The following is an 18,203-nucleotide window of genomic DNA, read 5'->3' as shown; positions in this document are numbered from 1 at the left end:
GGCGCGCGGGCGGATCTCAGTCCCCGGGAAGGGGGCCCGGGCGCACCACCCGCGTGCAGTTGTCCCGGAAGCGCTTGACCAGCTCCCCGTTGGGCCGGTCGCTGCGCTCCACCCACTCCCGTGCGGCCTCCTCGGTCGCCCCGCCCGCGAGCTGGCGCCGGTGCAGCCTGCGCTCGCGCAGGTCGTCGTCGGCCTCCACGTACCACAGCTGCGCGAACAGCCCGCGCAGCCCGGACCAGGGCTCCTCGTCGCCCGCCAGGTAGTTGCCCTCGGTCACCAGCAGCCGTGTGTGCGGCTCGATGACGTGCCGCGCGGCGACGGGTTCGTGCAGTACGCGGTCGTAGTCGGGCACGTAGACGGGGTGGTCGGTCTCGGCGAGCAGGCGGCGCACCAGGGCCGCGTACCCGTGCGCGTCGAAGGTGTCCGGCGCGCCCTTGCGGTCGCGCCGCCCCAGCCGGTCGAGCTGGGCGTTGGACAGGTGGAAGCCGTCCATGGGCAGGTACCCGGCCGTGCCCGGGCCCAGTGCGGCGTCGACCCCGGCCACCAGGTGGCGGGCGAGCGTGGACTTGCCCGCGGCGGGGGCGCCGACCAGGCCGAGCACGCGGCGGCGGTGCGGGCCGGTGGCGGCGGCCAAGGCGAGGGCGTCGGCGACGAGCGGTTCGGACATGGCACGAGCCTACGCATCGCGGGGCGCCCCGTGCCGGGCCGGTGCCCGGGTCCGCCCCGCCGTGCCCGCCGGGTCCGCCCCGGCGGGCACGGGGGTCCCGGTCAGGGGACGTGGCCCACGTGGGCCAGCGCCTGGCGCAGCAGCACGTCCTGGCCGCCCGTCATCTCCTCGCGCAGATGCGCGCCGGCCGCCTCCTCCGGGGTGAACCACACCAGGTCCAGGGCGTCCTGGCGGGGCTGGCAGTCGCCGGAGACCGGGACGATGTAGGCCATGGCCACCGCGTGCTGGCGGGCGTCGTGGAACGGGGTGACCCCCGGCGTGGGGAAGTACTCGGCCACCGTGAACGGCTGCGGCGAGACGGGGACGCGCGGCAGGGCCACCGGGCCCAGGTCCTTCTCCAGGTGGCGCAGGAGGGCGTCGCGGATCCGCTCGTGGTACAGCACGCGGCCCGAGACCACCGAGCGGTGGAAGCTGCCGTCGGGCGCGGCCCGCATGAGCAGGCCGACATGGGTCACCTGGCCCACCTCGTCCACCCGTACGGGAACCGCCTGGACGTAGAGGACGGGCATGCGGCCGCGGATGCTCTCCAGCTCCTCGGGGGAGAACCAGCCGGGCTGGGTGTCGGCGGTTTCGGTCATCGGGTGCGCGGCGGAGCGCTGTGGCCGTCGGCCGGGGCCCGCCGCTCCCTCCCTTCTCGTGGGCTGTCCCTGGGGTCGGCCCCGGGCCCGGCCCGTGGGCGCGGGCACGCGGGGGTGCCACCTGTACCGCTTCTACCGCACTCGGGCGCGGAAGGCCACGCGCGGGGGCGCGCCCGGAGTGTCCGAGAGGAGAAGTGAGGGGTCCGGACCGCGGTCGCGCGCGGTGCGTCCCGCCACCCGCCGGACGGGGTGACACGGGACTGTCCCCACAGCCACATCGGCGAGATTTCGCGGGTTTTTCTCACGAAAAGCCCCCACGGTCTCTCTGTAGAGGTTACGATCTCGTACGCGGTTGCGTAGTGGGAAGGTTACGTCCGGTGAGAGGTGGCCCGCGTGGTGAGGAATGCCCGGTTCTCTGCCCAGGAGCGTTTCCCCTGTACGGGTGTGACGGTGGTGCCCGTCCACGGCGAGGTTGACCTCGCCACCGCCGACCGCCTGCGCGATCGGCTGCTCCAGGCCGCGCACGCCTCGCGCTGTGACTGCCTGGTAGTGGACATGTCCGGGCTCGACTTCTTCGACGCGAGCGGCGTCAGCGCCCTGGTCGCGGTCTACAAGAGCCTCACCCGCGAGGGGCGGCACGTGGTCCTGGCCGAGCCCGCCCCCATCGCCGCGCGGGTGCTGGAGGCGCTGGGCATGGGGCGCGTGTTCGAGATCTACCCGCTCCTGGAGATGGCGCTCACGCACACCAGCGGCCTGCGGGTGGACGGCGACCCGATCCGCAACACGGTGCCCGAACTCCCGTGACCGGGTTCCGGCCCCCGCCCCGCGAGGGGAGGGGGCCGGAACCGCGGTCCGCGCGGGTCCCCCGCTTCAGGGGCTGGTCGCCCCGCCGTCGGCGCCCCGTCCGACCCCGTCATCCTGCCCGTCGCGCACCAGGAAGGGCGCCAGCAGCTCGGGGACGGCCTCGTCCGCCCAGGCCAGGCCCTGGCCCAGCCCCACGTCCCTGGCCGCGTACATCCCCTGCCCCGCCGCCGTCGTGGCGGCCACGTCGGCCAGGCCCAGCCTGCGCTGGAACGGCGAGCGGTTGATGCGCCAGCCGATCACCGCCGACCGCTCCAGGGTCACCGTGTCGCGCACCGCCATCCCCTTGCGCACCACCAGGTAGCGCGGGTGCAGCCCGTGGCCCAGGCCCCGGTAGGAGCCCACCGCGTACCAGAACGCCGCCGCCGCGATCGCCACCGCCAGCACCGCCCACGCCCAACTCGGCGCGGCCTCCACCGTGCTCGTGGCCAGCGGTACCGGGATGATCTCGCGCTCCACCTCGTGCACCACGTCCCACCAGGCCCGGGCGATCAGCGTGTGCAGCCAGGCCAGCGCCCCGGAGAGCACCGCGCCCAGCACGGTGACCACGGCGGCCCGCGTGAAGCGGCGGCGCAGCGCGGCCTTGGGGTGCACGGCCAGCGCCACGTCCAGGGGTGAGTCCGGCGTGCCCATCAGGTCGGCGGCCAGCCTCCTGGCCCGCTCCCGCGGCATGGCCGGGGACAGGCGGCTCCTGGCGCTGGTCTTCTGGTCGTCGGCCGCGGCCAGCCCGGTGGCCACCGCGCGCACGTCCGCTCCACCCGACAGCCGCAGCACGTACGGCTCGTGCAGCGTGACCCCGTTGAGGCGGCGCCCCTCCACCGACAGCGACACGCTGGTCAGCAGGCCCCGGCGCAGCCGCACGGTCCCGTCGGCCTCCCGGGTGAGGCGGTAGTCCCACCAGGTCTCCACGGCCACGGCGGTCAGGACCACCACACCGGACACCAGCAGACCCAGCAGCATCAGGGGCACCACGATCAGGATCTGCCCCATCACGAACGAGGACATCTCTTCCACGCTCGGCAGACCGGCCTGCTCTGAGAGCCAGTCCCACCCCACGCCGCCGGTCTGGGCGTTCAGGCCCAGCAGACCGGCGATGGCGCCCAGGCCCACGCCCAGGGTCGCGGTGGTCGCGGGGGCGTAGGCGAACCAGCGGCGGTCGAGGCGGGCCAGTTCGGTCTCGCCGTCCTCGTAAGGACCGCCTTCGGGGGTCTCCTCGGTGCCCGCTCCGGCCTCCGGTGCGGGGGCGCCCCGGCGCAGCAGGTCGCGGCGCAGCCTCTCGCCCTGCCGTGCGGTCACGTAGAGCAGTTGGAGCTGGTCGTCTCCGGCCCCGACCTTCTCTCCGGTACCGACCGTGACCGAGCACAGCCCGAAGATCCGCGCGTAGAGCGGCGCCGCCACGTCGACGCTGCGCACCCGCTCACGCGGGATGGACCGGTAGGACTTGGAGACGATCCCCGAACGCGTCTCCATGCGCTCGGCGGTGACGCGGTAGCGGGTCGTGCGCAGACGCAGCACGTCGAAGTAGGCCAGCAACCCCATGAAGGCCAGCGCGGCGGGGATCGGGAGCAGGGCCCACAGGGGCTGGCCGGCCACCGCGAGGGCGACGGCGACCACGATCACGCACGGGACGAGGACCACCCCGAGGATGACTGTGCTCGCCCACACGCTGAGCGGGTGCAGCCGCTCCCAGTCGTCGGTGGGCCCTTCAGCGGGGACGGGCTCCTCGGCGGAAGCCGCCGGGCCTTCGGCGCCGGGCATGGCGGCGGGCGTGGTGTCGGCCGGTCCCGCCGGGACGTCCTCCACCCGCGGGGCGGGCGTTCGGCTTTGTCCGGGCGCCGGGGGGAACTCCTCGGGGCCGGGTCGGTGTCCGTCGCTCATGTCGCGTCCCCCGGGGTCGCCTGGGTGGTGTCGGTGAGCTGGTCGGCCACGCGCGTGGCCAGTTCGTGGTCCAGGCCGGTGATCTCGATCGGGCCCGCGGCGGAGGCGGTGGTCACGGTGACGCTGGAGAGCCCGAACGCCCGCTGGAGGGGGCCGCGCGCGGTGTCCACGGTCTGGATGCGCGACATCGGGGCCACGCGCCACTCCTGCCAGAGCCAGCCGCTGGAGGTGTAGACGGCCGTGTCGGTGACCTCCCAGCGGTGGACGCGGTAGCGCCACCGCGGCATGACCACGGTGATCAGCAGCCCGATTCCGCCGATCACCGCGGCGGCGGCCAGGAACCAGGCGCGCGGCGGCTCCCAGATGATCGCGGGCACCACGGGGACGGCGGTGAGGAGGACCGTCACGGTCAGGGATCGGGTCGTCCACCAGCGGACGGCACGCCCGTCCACCCGGTGGCGGGGCGGGCGCAGGCGGGGGGTGTCGGCGCTCATCGCGTCCACGCCTCCTTCGGTTCGGGGCCCTGGCGGGCCGGGTGTCTTTTAAAAGTGATATCACAATGCTATTCTCGCGTCATCACCCAACAGAGAACGGAAACCTCAGATGACCGCTACCGGCCAGGCCCCCGCTCCTGCCCCCCAGTACCGGGAACACCCCGCCGCCAGCATCAACGGCATGGTGATGGCGGTGGTCAGCGTCCTGCTCTTCCTCCTCGGCGTCGCCGTCGCGCTGTCGCCCGTCGTCGGACTGCCCGTGCCCCTGGTGGCCGTCGGCGTGGTCCTCGCCGTGGTCGGCTTCCTGTTCTTCATCGGGCTGGAGATGGTCGCGCCCAACGAGGCCAAGGTCGTCCAGCTCTTCGGCCGCTACGTCGGCAGCGTCCGCACCGACGGCCTGCGCTGGGTCAACCCCTTCACCGTCCGCAAGGGCGTCTCCACCCGCATCCGCAACCACGAGACCTCCGTGATGAAGGTCAACGACGCCTCCGGCAGCCCCATCGAGATCGCCGCCGTCATCGTCTGGCAGGTGGAGGACACCGCCCGCGCCTCCTTCGAGGTGGACGACTTCGTGGAGTTCGTCTCCATCCAGACCGAGGCCGCCGTGCGCCACATCGCGGGCAACTACCCCTACGACTCCTACGACACCGATACCAGCCGCTCCCTGCGCGGCAGCGCCGACCTCATCACCGAGCAGTTGTCCCGGGAGGTCGGCGAGCGGGTCGAGGCGGCGGGCGTGCGGATCGTGGAGACGCGCTTCACCCACCTGGCCTACGCCTCCGAGGTCGCCCAGGCCATGCTCCAGCGCCAGCAGGCCAGCGCGCTGATCGCCGCCCGCCAGGAGATCGTCGAGGGCGCGGTGGGCATGGTCGACCGCGCGCTCGCCCGCCTGTCGGAGGAGGGCGTGGTGGAACTGGACGAGGAGCGCAAGGCCGCCATGGTCAGCAACCTGCTCGTGGTGCTGTGCTCCGACCGCCCCGCCAGCCCCGTCGTCAACGCCGGAACCCTGTACCAGTGACCGCGTGAGGTGGCAGTGCCCGAGCGCAAGAAGGTGCTGCTGCGGCTCGACCCCGCCGTCCACGACGCGCTCGCGCGGTGGGCCGGGCAGGAGCTGCGCAGCACCAACGCCCAGATCGAGTTCCTGCTGCGCCGCGCGCTGGACGACGCGGGGCGGATGCCCAAGGAGGCGGGGGCCATCCCCCGCCGCGGCCGCCCGCGCAGACCCGGGCCGGAGCAGCCGGAGCCCGAGCAGGAGGACGACGGCCCGGGGAAGTGACGGGGCCGCCGGAGCCGTCGGTCCGGGCCCCCGAGGGGCGCCCGGACCGACGCCACGCGCGGGACCCGGGCGGAGGGCGAAGCCGACCCCGCCCGGGAGGAGGCGCGCTAGCCCAGCGCCGCCGCGGCGGCCCGACCGGCCGTGCGGCCCGAGAACAGGCAGCCGCCCAGGAAGGTGCCCTCCAGCGCCCGGTAGCCGTGCACCCCGCCGCCGCCGAACCCCGCGACCTCGCCCGCGGCGTAAACCCCCGGCAGCGGTGTGCCGTCCGCGCGCAGCACACGGGCGTCCAGGTCGGTGTGCAGGCCGCCCAGGGACTTGCGGGTGAGCACGTGCAGGCGCACCGCGATCAGCGGGCCCGCCTTGGGGTCCAGGATCTGGTGCGGTGACGCCACCCTGGCCAGGCGGTCGCCCCGGTAGTTGCGCGCCCCGTGGATCGCCGTCACCTGGAGGTCCTTGGTGAAGGTGTTGACCATCTCCCGGTCGCGGGCCACCACCTCGCGGGTGACGGTGTCGGCGTCGAGCACGCCGTCGCCCGCGATCTCCTTCATCCGCCGGATCAGCTCGGGCAGCCGGTCGGCCACGGCGAAGTCCGCGCCGTTGCGCTTGAAGGCCTCCACCGGCCCCGGCGCGCCCGGCAGCACCCGCTTGAGGACGAGCCCGAGGTCCTTCCCGGTCAGGTCGGGGTTCTGCTCCGACCCCGACAGGGCGAACTCCTTCTCGATGATCCTCTGCGAGAGCACGAACCATGTGTACTCGTGGCCGCTGCGCATGATGTGCTCCAGGGTTCCCAGGGTGTCGAACCCGGGGAAGTAGGGTGCGGGCAGCCGTTTGCCGGTCGCGTCCAGCCACAGCGAGGAGGGCCCCGGCAGGATGCGGATGCCGTGCCGGGCCCAGACGGGGTCCCAGTTCTGGATGCCCTCGGTGTAGTGCCACATGCGGTCGGGGTTGACGATCCGTCCGCCCGCCCGCTCGGTGATGGCCAGCATGCGCCCGTCCACGTGCTCGGGCACCCCCGAGAGCATGTGCCGCGGCGGGGTGCCCAGGCGCTCGGGCCAGTTGCGGCGCACCAGGTCGTGGTCGCCGCCGATCCCGCCGGAGGTGACGATCACCGCCTGGGCGGAGAACTCGAAGTCGCCCACCGCCTCGCGTCCGCTGGCCTCGCCCCGCCTGACGTCGCTGGGGGCCAGGACCGCGCCGCGCACGCCGGTGACCGTCCCGCCCGTGACCACCAGCTCGTCCACCCGGTGGCGCAAGCGCAGCGAGACCAGGCCGCGCTCGGCCGCCGCGCGCACCCGCCGTTCGAACGGCGCGACCACGCCCGGGCCGGTACCCCAGGTGATGTGGAACCGGGGCACGGAGTTGCCGTGGCCGTCGGCCAGGTAGCCGCCGCGCTCGGCCCAGCCCACGAGGGGGAAGAACCGTATCCCCTGCTGGTGGAGCCAGGAGCGCTTCTCCCCGGCGGCGAAGTCCACGTAGGCCTCGGCCCACCGGCGGGGCCAGGCGTCCTCGGGGCGGTCGAACCCCGCGGTGCCCGTCCAGTCCTGCATGGCCAGCTCGGCGGAGTCCCTGATGCCCATGCGCCGCTGCTCGGGGGAGTCCACGAGGAACAGCCCGCCGAAGGACCAGAACGCCTGCCCGCCCAGGGACTGCTCGGGCTCCTGGTCCAGCAGGAGCACGCGCCTGCCCGCGTCGGCGAGCTCGGCCGCCGCGGTCAGGCCCGCCAGCCCGGCGCCGACGACGATGACGTCGGCGCGGTCGTCTCCGCTACCACCCATGCTTTTCCCTCCGGTCGGCCGTGCCCGGGGCACGGCGTGCGCGTTGGTGACGACTGTGCCGCCGCCGCGGCGGCACGGCAAGGGCAGAGTGTGCCGTGCGCCACAGGATTTGTCAGGAGGTGACAAACCCTCCCGGACCGCGTCAGCGCGGCGCCGCCGGAGCCCGCCGCGCTCAGACCCCGAAGCGCACCAGCGACCGGCCGCCCCGGCCCCGGGACATGCGCTCGAAGGCCTCGGGCACGCCTTCGAGCGGGATCTCGTCGGTGACCATGGCCGCCAGCTTCAGCTCCCCCGACCGCACCCGCTCGGCGATGAGCGGGACGTCGCGCTCCGGGTCGCTGGAGCCGTACACGCACCCGCGCAGCGTGCGCGCCTGGTGGAACAGCTCCAGCGCGTTGAAGGACACCTCGTCGTCCACCCTGCCCACGCCCACCACCGTGACCGTGCCGCCGCGCCGGGTCACGTCCCAGGCCGAGCGCACCGCCTTCGCCGACCCCACCACCTCGAAGGCGTGGTCGGCGCCGCGCCTGCCCGTCAGCGCGCGCACGGCCCTGACCAGGGTCTCGTCGGCGAGCAGGAACTCGGTGGCGCCCAGTGAGCGGGCCAGCTCCTCCTTGGCGGGGGAGACGTCCACCGCGATCACCGGGTCGGCCCCGGCCAGGCGCGCTGCCTGGAGCACCGACAGGCCAACCCCGCCCAGGCCCAGCACCACGGCGGACTGGCCCTCGCGCACGCCCGCGGAGTTGTTGACCGCCCCCCAGCCGGTGAGCACCGCGCAGCCCAGCACGGCGGCCACCGCCGGGTCGATCCCGTCGGGCAGCGGTACGACGGCGGAGGCGGGCACCACGGTGGCCTCGGCGAACGCGCCGCACCCCAGGCCGGGGTAGACGGGCGTGCCGTCGGCGAGCTCGGCGTAGGGCTGGGCGGTGCGGTCCAGCGCATGCTCGCACAGGTGCGGCTCGCCCTGGCGGCAGAACCAGCACTCGCGGCAGGAGGGGGCCCAGTTCAGGATCACCTGCTGGCCGGGGACCACCTCCGTGACGCCCTCGCCGACGGCGTCGACGGTTCCCGCTCCCTCGTGGCCCAGCACGGCGGGCCATTTCTGCGCCAGGGTGCCGTTGGACAGGGAGAGGTCGGAGTGGCACACCCCGGCCGCGGCCAGGCGCACCCGCACCTGGCCGGGGCCGGGGTCGGGCAGGACCAGGTCGCGGATGCGGGGAGGAGCGCCGCGCTCGGAGAAGACGGCGGCCCTGACGGTCGTACTCATGGGAGGCTCCAATCACGGACTGCCGCGACAGTAGCAATACCGACCGGTCGGTCAAAGGCCCGGGGCGTACGGACCCGTGCTCTCCCGGATGGGCCCGCTCCTTCCCGCCTTGGGGGTCCTTTGCCGTTGTCGACCGACATTTTGCCTGGTAACGGTAATGATGGGGGCAGAGGGAGGGGTCATGGTCAATCCGGTCTGGGTGGGAACCCTCATGTTCGGCAGGGTGCCCGTCGGCGTGCGCCTCTACAGCGCGCGCGAACGCAGGGGGCCCGTGCTGCACCAGTTCGAGCGGGGCACGGCCGACCGCATCCGCTACGTCCGCGTCAACGAGCGCACCAGTGAGGAGGTCGCCAGCGAGGACGTCGTGCGCGGGGCCCGCACCGGGGTTGAGGACGAGTACGTGGTCCTGGAGCCGGAGGAGCTGGAGGAGATCCTCCCGCACGGCTCGCGCACCATGGAGCTGACCGGCTTCCTGTCCCAGGGCGCCGTCGACGCGCTGTGGTACGCCTCCACCTACTACGTCGCGCCCCGGGCCGCGGTCGACGCCAAGGCCTACCAGCTGCTGTACACGGCCCTGGAGCAGACCCGCCGTACGGGCGTGGCCACCATCGTCCTGCGCGACCGCGAGTACCCCGTCCTGATCGAACCGAACCGGGGCGTACTGTCGGCCTCCACCCTGTGGTGGCCCGACGAGGTCCGCGAACCCGACGACGTGATGCCGCCCGTGGCCCACGCCGCGCTGACCAGGAGCGAACTCGAACTGGCCCGCGAGCTGGTCGGGTCCCTGTCGATCGAGTGGGACCCCGAGGACTACTCCGACAGCTACGGCCAGCGCCTGACCGAACTGGTGCGCGCCAAGGCCGGGGGCAGGACGTTCACCCACCGGCCCGAGCAGGCCGCGCCCCCCGAGGACGCGGACGGCCTCGGCGAGGCCCTGCGCCAGAGCCTGCCCGCCCAGCGCACCCGGGGCACGCGGTCGCGCGGCCCGCGCGCGTCCACCGGGAGGGAGGGGGCCGGGCGGGCCCGCGAGCCCCGGGGGACCGGCACGCGCGGTACCCGGGTCGAGCGGCGGAGCGAGGGCAGGGTCACCAAGCGCGAACTGCTCCAGCGGGCCTCGGAGCTGGACGTGCCGGGCCGGTCCAAGATGAGCCGGGACCAACTGGAGGAGGCCGTGGGGCTGAACGGCTCCGAAGCCCGCCGCTGAGGACCGCGCCGAACCGGGCCCCTCGCCGCCGCAGGGGCCCGGTGCCCTCAGCAGATCGCAGGACAGGTCCCTCGCATCACACCCGGGGCGCCTCCGGTCGGTCTCCGCTGTCGGTGGGCTTACCGGGGTTGACGGACGCCCTCCGCGGCCGGACAGTGTTGGGAGCGCTCCCAACACAGACGGAGACCCCGCTGGAGCGCCCCGTGACCCCGCCGCCGGCCGAACCCGCCGGTCGGGCGACCGCCCGCCGCCGAACGGACCGCCACCGCGGCCGAAGCGCCGCACGCGGAGCCGCACCCGCCGGGAACGGCTCCGCGAGGCGACCGGTGTGCGAGCGGGCACCGCAGTCCCCCCACCCCCCGCCGTCGGGAAGGCCCCGCACGTGACCCACACCCGCCCGAACCCCGTCAGCAGGGCGGTCGGCGCGCTCGCCGCCGCCGTCCTGCCCATGCTGGCCGCGCTCCTGTTCGCCGCGCCCCCGGCCTCGGCCGCCGCCCTGACCGAGGTCGAGGACTTCGGCCCCAACCCCAGCGGTCTGCGCATGTACCTGTACGTGCCGGACAGCGTCACCGAGAACCCCCCGGTCCTGGTCGCCCAGCACTGGTGCACCGGAACCGGACCCGTCTTCCACGCCGACACCGAGTTCGCCTCGCTGGCCGACCGGTACGGCTTCATCGTCGTCTACCCCTCCGTCACGCGCGCCAGCCAGTGCTTCGACGTGTCCTCGCCCGAGGCGCTGACCCGGGGCGGCGGCAGCGACCCGGTCGGCATCCGCTCGATGGTCGCCCACGTCGTCGACGTCCACGACGCCGACGCCGAGCGCGTGTTCGTCACCGGCGTCTCCTCCGGGGCCATGATGACCAACGTGATGCTGGCCAACTACCCGGACGTGTTCGCGGCGGGAGCGGCCTTCAGCGGAGTGCCCTTCGGCTGCTTCGCCACCGCCGACGGCTCCGGCTGGAACAACGCCTGCTCCACCGGCACGATCGACCGCACCCCGCAGGAGTGGGGCGACCTGGTCCGCGCCTCCTACCCCGGCTACACCGGACCGCGGCCCCGTATGCAGCTGTGGCACGGGACCGAGGACGACGTCCTGCGCTACGCCAACTTCACCGAGGAGATCGAACAGTGGACCGACGTCCACGGCCTCGGCCGGACACCTGCTTCCACCGACCAGCCCCAGCCGGGCTGGACCCGCACCCGCTACGGCGCCACCGGCGACCGGGCCCCGGTGGAGGCCGTCAGCATGCGGGGCGTGGGCCACAACCTCATGGCCAACGGCATGGCGGCCCACGCCATCACCTTCTTCGGACTCGACCAGGACACCGGCCCCGACCCGGAACCCGAGCCCGCTGACGGGGACTGCGCCGTCGCCGTCACCACCAACGCCTGGAACACCGGTCTGACCGCCTCGCTGACCATCACCAACACCGGCACCGAGCCCGTCGAAGGCTGGTCCCTGGACTTCACCCTGCCCGCGGGCCAGACCATCACCTCGGGCTGGAACGCCTCCTACGGTCCGCGCCAGGGCGCGGTCACCGCCGCCGACGCCTCCTACAACGCCGTCATCGCCCCCGGCGCCAGTGCGGGCATCGGCTACCAGGCCGTGCACACCGGCGACTCCGGCGGACCGACCGGCTTCGCCCTCAACGGCGCGGCCTGCTCCCCGGCCTGATGCGGCGCGGCGCGGCCCCTCCGGAGGGGCCGCGCCGCGTTGCACTCGCGCCGTAGAGGGGTATGTCCCCTTTCGTCCGTGCGGACCCGCGGTGCAGTGAACCCACGCGCCACCGGGGCCGCCCAGTGTCCCGCGCGGTGTACGGGAGGTCCCATGGCTCGACCGGTCGGTCCGGCGGCGGTTCCGCGGCACTACCTCATGTGCCGCCCCACCTACTTCGCGGTCGAGTACGCGATCAACCCCTGGATGGACCCGGCGGCGGGCGTCGACCGCGCACGCGCCATCCGCCAGTGGGAGGGGCTGCGCGACCTCTACCTCTCCCTGGGGCACCGCGTCAGCGAGATCGCCCCCGTCGACGGCCTGCCCGACATGGTCTTCGCCGCCAACGGGGCCCTGGTCGTGGACGGCAGGGTCTACGGGGCGCGCTTCGCCAGCGCCGAGCGCACCCCGGAGGGCCCGGCCTACCTCGACTGGTTCCGCCAGGCGGGCTACACCGAGACCCGCGAGCCCAAGCACGTCAACGAGGGCGAGGGCGACTTCCTCACCCTGGACGAGGTGGTCCTGGCCGCCACGGGGTTTCGCACCGAGGCCGCCGCGCACCAGGAGGCCGAGCGCTTCCTGGGCCGCCCCGTCGTCACCCTCCAGCTGACCGACCCGCGCTTCTACCACCTGGACACCGCGCTGTTCACCCTCTCCGGTGACCAGATCGCCTACTACCCCGGTGCCTTCTCGGCCGGAAGCCGACGGGTGCTGCGCTCGCTCTTCCCGGACGCGCTCCTGGCCACCGAGGAGGACGCCGCCGTGCTCGGCCTCAACGCCGTGTGCGACGGCCGCAACGTCGTCATCGCCGCCGAGGCCACCGCCCTGGCCGACCGCCTGCGGGCCTTGGGCTACGCCGTCCACCCCGTGGAACTGGACGAGCTGCGCCGGGCCGGGGGCGGCGCCAAGTGCTGCACCCTGGTGCTGCGCGACGCCCCCGTGTGAGGCGGGCCCGGCTCCGGGGCGCCGCTGAACCGGTGTGGGAAATACCACCGCGAAGCGGACCCGCCGGGTCGACGCCACAGGTCAGGTGCGCGCGCCCGCCGCGGACCGCGCCCGGGCGCGCGCACGGGGGACCACCGCCCCTGGCCGGACGCCCCCGCCGCAATAAAGTCTGAGTACGTGAAGAGCACACAGCGCAGACTCCCGCGTCAGCTCAGGGAAGAGCAGATGATCGACGCCGCCGTCACCGCGTTCTCGCGCGGCGGCTACCACACCGTGAGCGTCGAGGAGATCGCGGAGGCGGCCGGGACCTCCAAGCCCACCGTGTACCAGTACCTGGGCTCCAAGGAACGGATCTTCACCGCCTGCGTGCGCCGTGAGACCGACCGGCTCATCGGGGCCGTGCGCGCCGCGGCGCACGATCCGCACGCCCCGGCGGGGGAGGACCCCCTGCACCGGGGCATGCGCGCCTTCTTCGTCTTCGTCACCGGCAACCGCGCGAGCTGGACCGTGCTGTACCGGCACGCTGACCTGCGGGGCGAGCCCTTCGCCGGGGAGGCCGTGCGGCTCAGGGACCGTGTGACGGCCGAGGTGGCCGACCTCGTCACCGAGTGCACGCGCCGGGGCTACGGCGACCTCGCCCCCAAGGACGCCCAGCTGCTGGCGCGCATCGCGGTCAGCACCGCCGACGCCTTCGCCGACTGGTTCCTGGAGCACCCCGAGGAGAGCCCCGAGACCATGGCCCGGCACGTCACCGACCTGACCTGGGCCCACCTGCGCGCCCGCCGCGAGGGCGCCGAGGTCTGACCCCGGCGCCCCGGGCGGCGCGGCGGTGCCGTGGGCGGAGCGGGTCGGCGCCGCCGGACGGGCGCCCGCCTCCGTCGCGGCGCGCGGGATCAGCGCCCGTGGTTCAGCGCCAGGACGCTGACCAGGTCGTAGGCCACGTGCGAGGCGGCGGTCGCGGTGATCTGCGCGTGGTCGTAGGCCGGGGCGACCTCCACCACGTCGGCGCCCACCAGGTTGCACGAGGCCAGCCCGCGCAGGATCTCCAGCAGTTCGCGGCTGGTCAGGCCGCCCGCCTCCGGGGTGCCGGTGCCGGGCGCGTGCGCCGGGTCGAGCACGTCGATGTCCACCGACACGTACAGCGGGCGGCGGCCGATGCGCTGGCGCAGCGCGTCGGCGACCTCGTCCACGCCCCTGCGCATGACGTCGGCGGAGGTGACGATGCCGAAGCCGAAGCGGCGGTCCTCCTCCAGGTCCTTCTTGCCGTAGAGCGGGCCGCGGGTGCCCACGTGGCACAGGGCCTCGGTGTCCAGGATCCCCTCCTCCACGGCGCGGCGGAACGGGGTGCCGTGGGTGTAGGGCTCGCCGAAGTAGGTGTCCCAGGTGTCCAGGTGGGCGTCGAAGTGCAGCAGGGCGATCGGTCCGTGCCGGCGGTACAGCGAGCGCAGCAGCGGCAGCGCGATGGTGTGGTCGCCGCCCAGGGTGACCAGGCGGGTGCCCGCCCGCACGAACTCGGAGGCGCCCTGGTCCAGGGTCTCCACCGCGTCGCCGATCGAGAAGGGGTTGACCGCGATGTCGCCGCCGTCGACCACCTGCGCGGAGGCGAACGGGGACACGTCCAGGCCCGGGTTGTAGGGGCGCAGCAGGCGGCTGGCCTCGCGGATGGCCGAGGGGCCGAAGCGCGCGCCGGGGCGGTAGGACACGCCGGTGTCGAAGGGGACGCCGACCACGGCGATGTCGGCGTGCCCGACCTGGTCGATGCGGGGCAGCCGGGCGAAGGTGGCCGGTCCGGCGAAGCGCGGTACGAGGCTGGAGTCGGTGGGACCGAGCGGTGCGTTCACGGGTGTCCTTCTCGTCGTCGGTGCGGTGTTCGGTACGGTCCGCGGGCGGGGAGGCGCGGGGGGACGAAAGCGGCCGTGTCGGGGCGGATCACACGAACCCCGGTCAGGTTAAGCAGCCGACGCGGCCTCCTCCAGTGGACGAACCATCCACAAAGGTGCGTTGTACTGGACGAGGTATCCAGAACACGCGGTCAGCGCGCCCGCACGGGGGGCACCTGTTCCTCTCCGCTCCGCCGGGCGGGGACGCGGGCCGGTTCGCGAAGGGGGTCCGCGGGGTGGCGGGACAGAGCCGGGCACAGGGACACACGGTCCCGTTGAGCACCGTCGTGGGCCGCCTCGACCTGGGACTGACCTCTCTCGTGGCCGCAGGGGACCCGGGGATCGGCTGGGCGGTGGCCAGCGAGCTGGCCGACCCGGCCGCCTACCTGCGCGGTGGCGAACTGCTGCTCACCGCGGGCGTCAACCTGCCCGCCGCCCCCGCCGGTCTGCGCGGCTACGTGGACTCCCTGGTCGGCGCGGGCGTCAGCGCCCTCGGCTTCGGCGTCACCCCGGTGCACGACACCGTCCCCGCCGGGCTGGTCGAGCAGTGCCGCGCGCGGGGGCTGCCCCTGGTGGAGGTGCCCCGCCCCACGCCCTTCGCCGCCGTCAGCCAGGCCGTGGGCGCCGAGCTCCAGGAGCTGCACCTGCGCGATCTGCGCCGCCTGGGCGAGGCGCACCAGGCCCTGGCCCTGGCCGTCACCGCCGACGCCCCCGTGGACCGGGTCCTGCGCGTCCTGGCCGAGGCCCTGGGCGGCTGGGCGGTCCTGACCCGCCCGTCGCCCGCCGTGCCGGGCGGCGCCCGCCGCACCGCGGGCGCCCCGGCGGAGCTGGACCCCGAACTGCACGGGCTCGCGGACCGGCTCACCCGGCCGCGCGGCCCGCGCAGCGCCAAGGCCCGGGTGCGGGGGGACGAGGTCTTCCTGCACACCGTCGGCGCCCCGCCGGGGGAGCACGGCGTGGTCCTGGTCGGCCGTCCCGAACCGCTGGGCGTCACCGACCGGGCCGTCCTGCGCACCGCCACCGCCCTGCTGGAGCTGCTCGCCCGCGCCTCCCGGGGCGCCCCGCCCGCCCCGGGCCGCCTGATCACCGGCCTGCTCCTGGACGGCGGGCTCACCGACGCGGCCGTACCGCTGCTGGCCGAACTCACCGCCCCGACGGACGCCCCCGCGGGGTCGGTGCCTCCCGGCGCCTACCGGGCCCTGCGCGCCCGGCCCGCCGGGCGGGGCCGCCACACCGCTCCCGCCGCGCTGCCACTGGGAACCCGGCTGCTGGACGCGGACCCCGGTGAGGACCTGCGCGCCGTCCTCGCCGACCGGGGCGAGGCCGCGCACCGGGCCCACCTGGACCGGCTGCTCGACCACGGCTGGATCGCTGCGCTGAGCGGGCCGGTGGACCCGGCGGAGCTGGCCGCCGCGGACCGCCGGGCCGCCGCCCTGCTCGCCCGCGCCCGCGCGGTCGGCGGGCCGCTGCTGGAGGAGGCCGCCGACCCCTTCGACGCCCTCCTGGCGCCGGGGGGAGGCGAGGGCCTGGCCAGGAGCGTCTTGGGACCGCTGGCCGAGGACACCGACTCCGCGCGCCTGCTGCGCCGCACCCTGCGGGTCTGGCTCACCCGGCACGGCAACTGGGACCGGGCCGCCGCCGACCTGGGCGCCCACCGCAACAGCGTCCGCTACCGGATCGGGCGCGTCGAGCGCGACCTGGGCGTGGACCTGGCCGACGCCGAGCAGCGCATGCGGCTGTGGTTCGCGCTGACCCGCTGGCGGCACTGACCGGGCTCCGCCTCTCCCGGCCCGGAGACGACCCCGAGCGGCCCGCGCGGGGCGCGGACATGTGTCCGGGAAAGTGCCGTTGCGGCATTACCGGTCGTTTTCGGCAATTCCGCTGTTCCGTTCGAACCCGGTCCCCTTTTCGAAGACGCGTTCACGGCCTTTCGGCGGTCGACGAGCCGGGCACCGCGTCGGACAGGCGCGTGCGCCACGGGCTTTGCGGCCTCCCCGCGCCAACGGGATCCCCGTCCGCCCCGGGGCGCGCGATGGGGCATAATCCGGTGATGAAACGGAAGCGGAAGCGAGAGCGGCCTCCGAAACATGGGTGTATTTCCGTTCCCTCAACCCTGTCGAAGCCGAACCGAGAAAATCGATGAACGCCGTTGCGAACGCGAGCTCAGGGGACCGTATGTCTTTTCCGCCGCTGGACACGGCCCTGCCGGCCAGGGCCGACGCCCGTGAGCACGCCCGCCTGCTCCGGCGCGTGCACGAGGCCTCGCTCTCCGGGCGCCCGGCGCCGGCCGCCCTGCGACCGGTCATCGAGGACTCCTGGTCCCGCAGCCGACGCTTCGGGATCGACCCCGACAGCGCTCCGCCGCCCCGCACGGCACGCCTGGACGAGCTCCAGCGGCACCGGGACGCCTCCCCGATCGCCGAGGTCATGCCGCTGATCCGCCGTTCCCTCGTCTCGGTCGCCGACGAGGCCGACCACATCATGCTGGTCACCGACGCCTCCGGCCAGGTCCTGTGGCGCGACGGCTCCCACCGCATCCGCTCCCTCGGCGACCGCGTCGGGCTCGTCGAGGGCGCCTTCTGGAACGAGGGCAGCACCGGCACCAACGCCATCGGCACCGCCCTGGTCGTGGGACGGCCCGTGCAGGTCTACTCCGCCGAGCACTTCGTGCGCAACCTGCACGCCCTCACCTGCGCCTGCGCCCCCATCCACGACCCCCGCGACGGCCGCCTGCTCGGCGCCGTCAACGTCACCGGCCCGGTCTCCACCGTCCACCCCTCCACCCTGGCCCTGGTCAGCGCGGTGGCCCAGTTGGCGGAGGCCCACCTGCAGAGCATCCACCACACCCACCTGGAGCGGCTGCGCTCGGTGGCCGCGCCCCTGCTGGCCGGGATGAGCGAGCGCGCGCTGGTGGTGGACGAGGCCGGGTGGACCGCCGCCGCCGTCCACATGGAGCCGGTCCGCAGGGTGCTGCTGCCCAAACAGCGCGAGAGCGGCACCGCCTGGCTGCCCGCCCTGGGGGAGTGCGCCCTGGAGCCCCTGCCCGGCGGATGGCTGCTGCGCCCGCGTCCGGCGTCGGAGAGCGCGCCCTCCACGGTCACCCTGGACCTGACCCGGCCCTCGCCCAGGATGGTGGTCGCCGGGCCCAGCGGGGAGTGGGCGCACCGGCTCACCCCGCGCCACGCGGAGCTGCTGCTGCTGCTGGCCGTGCACCGGGGCGGGCGCACCGGCGCGCAGCTGTCCCAGGACGTGTTCGGCGCGGGCGGGCACGTGGTGACGGTACGCGCCGAACTCTCGCGTGTGCGCCGCCATCTGGGCGGCATCATCCAGAGCCGCCCCTACCGGTTCAGCGGGGAGGTGCGGGTGCGGGTGGTGCGGCCCCCCTCGCCGGTGGACCTGCTGCCCGGGTCGGTGGCCCCCGGGGTGCGCGCTGTGCGGGACGCGCTCCGCGACGGCGACTGCCCCATGGCTCTGCGCGACGGCACCGCAACCTAGTGCAACTGTTGCCGTGTCGTGCGGCGTGCGATGGACTGTGCGTGCGCGGCCCAGAGTCGGTGGCCGCCGCGGGGCAAGAGAGGGCCCGGCGGCGGACCGCGGACGGAAC

At 74.6% G+C, this 18,203-nt stretch carries 16 protein-coding genes; 9 read left to right on the top strand and 7 right to left on the bottom strand.

The window, feature by feature from the left end; translation table 11 throughout:
* Window positions 1-16: 16 nt before the first annotated feature.
* Window positions 17-667, bottom strand: coding sequence for a nucleoside/nucleotide kinase family protein (locus AC0VX6_RS15015; protein WP_274973324.1), 651 nt, complete (start codon window positions 665-667; stop codon window positions 17-19).
* 101 nt (window positions 668-768) lie between these two features.
* Complete coding sequence (locus AC0VX6_RS15010) at window positions 769-1,305, bottom strand: NUDIX hydrolase family protein (RefSeq protein WP_274973323.1); 537 nt, start codon at window positions 1,303-1,305, stop codon at window positions 769-771.
* A gap of 444 nt (window positions 1,306-1,749) precedes the next feature.
* Between AC0VX6_RS15010 and AC0VX6_RS15005 the strand changes: the two genes are divergently transcribed.
* Window positions 1,750-2,109, top strand: a complete 360-nt coding sequence (locus AC0VX6_RS15005; RefSeq protein ID WP_274973322.1) for an STAS domain-containing protein — start codon at window positions 1,750-1,752, stop codon at window positions 2,107-2,109.
* Between the two features lie 66 nt (window positions 2,110-2,175).
* Here AC0VX6_RS15005 and AC0VX6_RS15000 read toward each other — a convergent pair whose 3' ends face one another.
* Together AC0VX6_RS15000 and AC0VX6_RS14995 are read right to left on the bottom strand one after the other, a co-directional pair.
* Entirely contained in the window at window positions 2,176-4,044 is a 1,869-nt protein-coding gene (locus tag AC0VX6_RS15000) for a PH domain-containing protein (protein WP_274973321.1), read from the bottom strand.
* Window positions 4,041-4,538: a PH domain-containing protein gene (locus AC0VX6_RS14995; RefSeq protein ID WP_212639687.1), complete on the bottom strand. Its 498-nt coding sequence runs from the start codon at window positions 4,536-4,538 to the stop codon at window positions 4,041-4,043. Before AC0VX6_RS14995 ends, AC0VX6_RS15000 begins: the two co-directional genes overlap by 4 nt.
* A gap of 109 nt (window positions 4,539-4,647) precedes the next feature.
* Here AC0VX6_RS14995 and AC0VX6_RS14990 point away from each other — a divergent pair, with 109 nt between their 5' ends.
* Window positions 4,648-5,556, top strand: coding sequence for an SPFH domain-containing protein (locus tag AC0VX6_RS14990; protein WP_274973320.1), 909 nt, complete (start codon window positions 4,648-4,650; stop codon window positions 5,554-5,556).
* 15 nt (window positions 5,557-5,571) lie between these two features.
* Window positions 5,572-5,814 (top strand): type II toxin-antitoxin system antitoxin, encoded by a 243-nt coding sequence (locus AC0VX6_RS14985; RefSeq protein ID WP_274973319.1) that lies wholly within the window; start codon window positions 5,572-5,574, stop codon window positions 5,812-5,814.
* A gap of 107 nt (window positions 5,815-5,921) precedes the next feature.
* Here the strand turns inward: AC0VX6_RS14985 and AC0VX6_RS14980 are convergent, their stop codons facing one another.
* Window positions 5,922-7,589, bottom strand: coding sequence for an FAD-binding dehydrogenase (locus AC0VX6_RS14980; RefSeq protein WP_274973318.1), 1,668 nt, complete (start codon window positions 7,587-7,589; stop codon window positions 5,922-5,924).
* 172 nt (window positions 7,590-7,761) lie between these two features.
* Entirely contained in the window at window positions 7,762-8,856 is a 1,095-nt protein-coding gene (locus AC0VX6_RS14975; RefSeq protein ID WP_274973317.1) for an alcohol dehydrogenase catalytic domain-containing protein, read from the bottom strand.
* Window positions 8,857-9,037: 181 nt separating this feature from the next.
* Between AC0VX6_RS14975 and ku the strand changes: the two genes are divergently transcribed.
* From ku to AC0VX6_RS14955, 4 genes are all read left to right on the top strand, one after another.
* A complete protein-coding gene (gene ku, locus AC0VX6_RS14970) occupies window positions 9,038-10,060 on the top strand; it encodes a non-homologous end joining protein Ku (protein WP_475464767.1) in 1,023 nt (340 codons plus the stop codon).
* Window positions 10,061-10,442: 382 nt separating this feature from the next.
* Window positions 10,443-11,735, top strand: coding sequence for an extracellular catalytic domain type 1 short-chain-length polyhydroxyalkanoate depolymerase (locus AC0VX6_RS14965; protein WP_475464766.1), 1,293 nt, complete (start codon window positions 10,443-10,445; stop codon window positions 11,733-11,735).
* Window positions 11,736-11,888: 153 nt separating this feature from the next.
* Window positions 11,889-12,719: a dimethylargininase gene (gene ddaH, locus AC0VX6_RS14960; RefSeq protein ID WP_013153273.1), complete on the top strand. Its 831-nt coding sequence runs from the start codon at window positions 11,889-11,891 to the stop codon at window positions 12,717-12,719.
* A gap of 177 nt (window positions 12,720-12,896) precedes the next feature.
* The gene (locus AC0VX6_RS14955; protein WP_274973314.1) at window positions 12,897-13,523 is read left to right on the top strand and encodes a TetR/AcrR family transcriptional regulator; all 627 of its coding nucleotides are present in this window, start codon (window positions 12,897-12,899) and stop codon (window positions 13,521-13,523) included.
* 89 nt (window positions 13,524-13,612) lie between these two features.
* On the opposite strand, the gene speB is transcribed toward AC0VX6_RS14955, so the two are convergent.
* A complete protein-coding gene (speB, locus tag AC0VX6_RS14950) occupies window positions 13,613-14,560 on the bottom strand; it encodes an agmatinase (RefSeq protein WP_274973313.1) in 948 nt (315 codons plus the stop codon).
* Between the two features lie 314 nt (window positions 14,561-14,874).
* Between speB and AC0VX6_RS14945 the strand changes: the two genes are divergently transcribed.
* Window positions 14,875-16,368, top strand: a complete 1,494-nt coding sequence (locus tag AC0VX6_RS14945; RefSeq protein ID WP_475464763.1) for a PucR family transcriptional regulator ligand-binding domain-containing protein — start codon at window positions 14,875-14,877, stop codon at window positions 16,366-16,368.
* A 406-nt stretch (window positions 16,369-16,774) separates the two neighbouring features.
* Entirely contained in the window at window positions 16,775-18,094 is a 1,320-nt protein-coding gene (locus AC0VX6_RS14940) for a GAF domain-containing protein (RefSeq protein WP_274973311.1), read from the top strand.
* The last annotated feature ends 109 nt before the right edge of the window (window positions 18,095-18,203 follow it).

Source organism: Nocardiopsis sp. iso_25, assembly GCF_056173305.1.
The sequence above is the reverse complement of the archived record's forward strand: the minus strand, read 5'-3'. Positions and strand labels throughout refer to the sequence as shown.

What these genes read in the sequence shown, in the direction of transcription:
- AC0VX6_RS15015 (WP_274973324.1), bottom strand. Translation starts at nt 667, where the DNA reads ATGTCCGAACCGCTCGTCGCCGACGCCCTCGCCTTGGCCGCCGCCACC.
- AC0VX6_RS15000 (WP_274973321.1), bottom strand. Translation starts at nt 4,044, where the DNA reads ATGAGCGACGGACACCGACCCGGCCCCGAGGAGTTCCCCCCGGCGCCC.
- AC0VX6_RS14975 (WP_274973317.1), bottom strand. Translation starts at nt 8,856, where the DNA reads ATGAGTACGACCGTCAGGGCCGCCGTCTTCTCCGAGCGCGGCGCTCCT.
- AC0VX6_RS15010 (WP_274973323.1), bottom strand. Translation starts at nt 1,305, where the DNA reads ATGACCGAAACCGCCGACACCCAGCCCGGCTGGTTCTCCCCCGAGGAG.
- AC0VX6_RS14990 (WP_274973320.1), top strand. Translation starts at nt 4,648, where the DNA reads ATGACCGCTACCGGCCAGGCCCCCGCTCCTGCCCCCCAGTACCGGGAA.
- AC0VX6_RS14995 (WP_212639687.1), bottom strand. Translation starts at nt 4,538, where the DNA reads ATGAGCGCCGACACCCCCCGCCTGCGCCCGCCCCGCCACCGGGTGGAC.
- AC0VX6_RS14980 (WP_274973318.1), bottom strand. Translation starts at nt 7,589, where the DNA reads ATGGGTGGTAGCGGAGACGACCGCGCCGACGTCATCGTCGTCGGCGCC.
- ddaH (WP_013153273.1), top strand. Translation starts at nt 11,889, where the DNA reads ATGGCTCGACCGGTCGGTCCGGCGGCGGTTCCGCGGCACTACCTCATG.
- AC0VX6_RS14940 (WP_274973311.1), top strand. Translation starts at nt 16,775, where the DNA reads ATGTCTTTTCCGCCGCTGGACACGGCCCTGCCGGCCAGGGCCGACGCC.
- ku (WP_475464767.1), top strand. Translation starts at nt 9,038, where the DNA reads ATGGTCAATCCGGTCTGGGTGGGAACCCTCATGTTCGGCAGGGTGCCC.